The sequence below is a fragment of the Bartonella sp. AP3QHHD genome, from assembly GCF_042195765.1.
In the GTDB taxonomy this organism is placed as follows: domain Bacteria; phylum Pseudomonadota; class Alphaproteobacteria; order Rhizobiales; family Rhizobiaceae; genus Bartonella.
The window spans coordinates 1-2,776 of the sequence record NZ_JBHIPC010000093.1; the positions used below are offsets into that span (position 1 = coordinate 1).

Here is a 2,776-nt window from a genome sequence, read left to right on the forward strand (position 1 = left end):
ATGCTTTGTTTTTTCATAAAAAAATCAATAAAATCAATGCAAAAGGTACTTCTCAGCGGGTTGGCTTCGTTGCGGGGCAGGACAGCGCAAACTATCGCTAGCGACAGAATTTTCAAATTGACTGTACATTGTACACTTAACTTATTGATAAATAACAATTTCAATATGTACACTGTACAGTATGTGAAACGTTTTCTTAGCAAAAAGTAATTTTTATTACTTGACAATTCTACAGTAATAGGTATCTTCGAATCAGGTGCCTAGAAAACACCTGAAAACAACTAGCGGATTGGTTGCCGAAATAACTGATCTTCCGCAAACTAAAAGCTTTGACTCATTGTATGCTACACGCATATAATAATATTGTCGGGTGTGGTTATGCTATACAATACCCTTTATGGGAAAGGCGTAACGACGGGCTAGTTGCCGTGTTTTCTAGCGCCCGGCATCCTCTTCGGATGTCAATAGAAAACCTTAACAACTAGGAGTTCATTATGAACACTCTTATTAAAATTACAGAACAAACAATTGATCAAGAAACTGTTCAAGCAGTAAATGCACGTGAGTTGCATATGTTTTTGAAGGTCACATCTCGTTTTAACGATTGGATCATTAATCGTATTAAAGAATATGGTTTCCTAGAAAATAAGGACTTTGTGAGTTTTACTAAAAATTTAGTAAAACCTAAAAGCGGTCGTCCAAGTACAGAATACCACATCACATTAGACATGGCGAAAGAGCTCTCAATGGTGGAACGTAACGAGAAAGGACGTCAAGCACGCCGTTATTTTATTGAGTGCGAGAAGAAACTAAAAAGCCAATTTGTTGATAATGAATTATTTTCTTATGAGTGTTTAAAAAAAACTGCTGGTGTTGAAGAAATCTTAGGATTGGTGATGAGACGTTTGTTAGATGCAAATAACCTCGAAAAAGAGCTTGATCATTACAAATCAGTTACAAAAGAAGCTAAACGAGTTTTAGCGACTCCGATTGCAAAAGTAGCTTAGACTTAAAACATCTTCCTTCCCCGTTCTCAAAATGGGGAGGTGGTTTAAAGATCAAGTTTTGAATGGGAGCCCAGACGCACTAAAATCAATCGATCTTGACCAATCAAGCGATAAATCAATACTAAGTCAGGTCGAATATGGCAATCTCGATAATTGCTCCAATTCCCAGTTAATGCATGGTCATAATATCGAGGTTCTAAAGGCTGGTCATTTGCTAATGCTGCAATGATTTGGCGCAAATCAGTATCTAAAAGATGCCGATACCGTCCTTTCATTTCACGCTTGAAATCACGTTTGAAGATAGTGGTACGTTCAATCGTCCGCATAGAGATCATCAAATAATTCGTCTACGGAATGAAACTTTTTTAAGTTACCTTCCTCTAGTTCTGCAAAAGCCGCTATAGTTTCCGCATTAGGTTGAAACAAGAAGGACGGAATAGCTTTATCTTGTGCAATACGCGTCATCAACACTCTCACAACATCACTTACTGATAAACCTGACGCTTGAATAACTTGACTAGCGATATTTTGAATTTCTTCTGGTACACGCGCTTGAACCATGCGACTGGCAGCCATAATGATTTCTCCTCTTGTAACTGTATTTCAATGTAATACAATTGAAGTTTAATTTCAACTGTAAAGCACATTTTTTAGAGTGGCGAGATCGTTTGGCTTAACAACCGCTTGCTTTTTTAAGACTTTTACCCACGTTTACGGCGTTCTTTTGTTACATATTTAAAGAAGGAGGGTGGTAAAACATCTTTAGCTGGCTTTAGACGTGCAAGTTCTTCATCTGTCAATGGTGGAGAATCCACGGCTTCCAAATCTTCTTTTGTGTAGCCGCATCTTATTTTAAAGTTTTTTTGAAAACCAATAATTCTCGTGTGACTTGGAGCGTATCCGTTTGCATATCGGAATATACACTCGATTATACCGGATCGTCAATTATCTGTTACGTCTTAAAACTTCATGAGTGGAAAGATCATTAAACCCTACATTCAAATTTATTGATTTTGGCAAATTCGTCTGCTTTTTCAGTTTGTAATATACTAACGTCATAAGCAGCTTGCATGTTGAGCCAAAATTCAGCAGTAGTATCAAAAAAATAGGCTAATCTGAGAGCAGTATCGGGAGTCACCGGACTATTTTCAGCAACAATACGTTCTATTCTCGTGCGTGGAACATTTAATGCTTTTGCAAGGGCATAAGCAGAGAGAGCATATTCTTTTAAATATTCCTCTCGTAAAATTTCTCCGGGATGAATAGCAATATAATTTTTCATCTCGACCTCCTACAGATCAATGATAATCTACGATTTCAACTTCATAAGCGCCATTAGAGCGCCATTCAAAACAAATACGAAACTGGTCATTAATACGAATAGAATATTGACCTTTACGCTCTCCTTTCAATGCTTCTAAACGATTTCCTGGAGGACTGCGTAAATCTTTAAGATCAACCGCTTTATCGAGCATAAACAATTTTCTTTGGGCTATACGTACTAGAGTTGTTGGAAAACCTTTAGGCGGATTACCTTCTAAAAGATCTTTACACCGCTTATCAGCAAAAGATTCAATCACCAAATCACCTTCATTCACTCTTTTATGTATCATATCATGATACCAATCTAAAGAAAAGGATGAATGTTGAAAAATATTTAGTAAAAGAGATGGCAATGACAAAGAAGCATCGTAAGGGTCTATCGGTTCGTGCGTTTGCGAAGAAGATGGGTGTTTCACATAATGCAGTGGTTTCTCGGATAAAGACAG

5 protein-coding genes are annotated in these 2,776 nt (G+C 37.2%); 1 reads left to right on the top strand and 4 read right to left on the bottom strand.

Annotated features, from left to right (window positions below):
* Window positions 1-494: 494 nt before the first annotated feature.
* Window positions 495-1,007, top strand: coding sequence for an antA/AntB antirepressor family protein (locus ACFIL7_RS08045; RefSeq protein WP_375634171.1), 513 nt, complete (start codon window positions 495-497; stop codon window positions 1,005-1,007).
* Between the two features lie 44 nt (window positions 1,008-1,051).
* Here the strand turns inward: ACFIL7_RS08045 and ACFIL7_RS08050 are convergent, their stop codons facing one another.
* The 4 genes from ACFIL7_RS08050 to ACFIL7_RS08065 all read right to left on the bottom strand — a co-directional run bounded on the left by ACFIL7_RS08050 (window position 1,052) and on the right by ACFIL7_RS08065 (window position 2,620).
* A complete protein-coding gene (locus ACFIL7_RS08050) occupies window positions 1,052-1,333 on the bottom strand; it encodes a type II toxin-antitoxin system YafQ family toxin (protein ID WP_375634173.1) in 282 nt (93 codons plus the stop codon).
* Window positions 1,320-1,583 carry a type II toxin-antitoxin system RelB/DinJ family antitoxin gene (locus ACFIL7_RS08055; protein ID WP_375612164.1) on the bottom strand — a complete coding sequence of 88 codons (264 nt, stop codon included), beginning with the start codon at window positions 1,581-1,583 and terminating at the stop codon, window positions 1,320-1,322. The genes ACFIL7_RS08050 and ACFIL7_RS08055 overlap by 14 nt, the downstream gene beginning before the upstream one ends.
* Window positions 1,584-1,992: 409 nt before the next feature.
* Window positions 1,993-2,289: a HigA family addiction module antitoxin gene (locus ACFIL7_RS08060; protein WP_004861504.1), complete on the bottom strand. Its 297-nt coding sequence runs from the start codon at window positions 2,287-2,289 to the stop codon at window positions 1,993-1,995.
* Between the two features lie 16 nt (window positions 2,290-2,305).
* Window positions 2,306-2,620, bottom strand: a complete 315-nt coding sequence (locus tag ACFIL7_RS08065; RefSeq protein ID WP_375634175.1) for a type II toxin-antitoxin system RelE/ParE family toxin — start codon at window positions 2,618-2,620, stop codon at window positions 2,306-2,308.
* Window positions 2,621-2,776 lie beyond the last annotated feature (156 nt).

Excerpts from the sequence above, each read along its gene's own strand:
- ACFIL7_RS08050 (WP_375634173.1), bottom strand. The coding sequence starts at position 1,333 with ATGCGGACGATTGAACGTACCACTATCTTCAAACGTGATTTCAAGCGT.
- ACFIL7_RS08055 (WP_375612164.1), bottom strand. The coding sequence starts at position 1,583 with ATGGCTGCCAGTCGCATGGTTCAAGCGCGTGTACCAGAAGAAATTCAA.
- ACFIL7_RS08065 (WP_375634175.1), bottom strand. The coding sequence starts at position 2,620 with ATGATACATAAAAGAGTGAATGAAGGTGATTTGGTGATTGAATCTTTT.
- ACFIL7_RS08045 (WP_375634171.1), top strand. The coding sequence starts at position 495 with ATGAACACTCTTATTAAAATTACAGAACAAACAATTGATCAAGAAACT.
- ACFIL7_RS08060 (WP_004861504.1), bottom strand. The coding sequence starts at position 2,289 with ATGAAAAATTATATTGCTATTCATCCCGGAGAAATTTTACGAGAGGAA.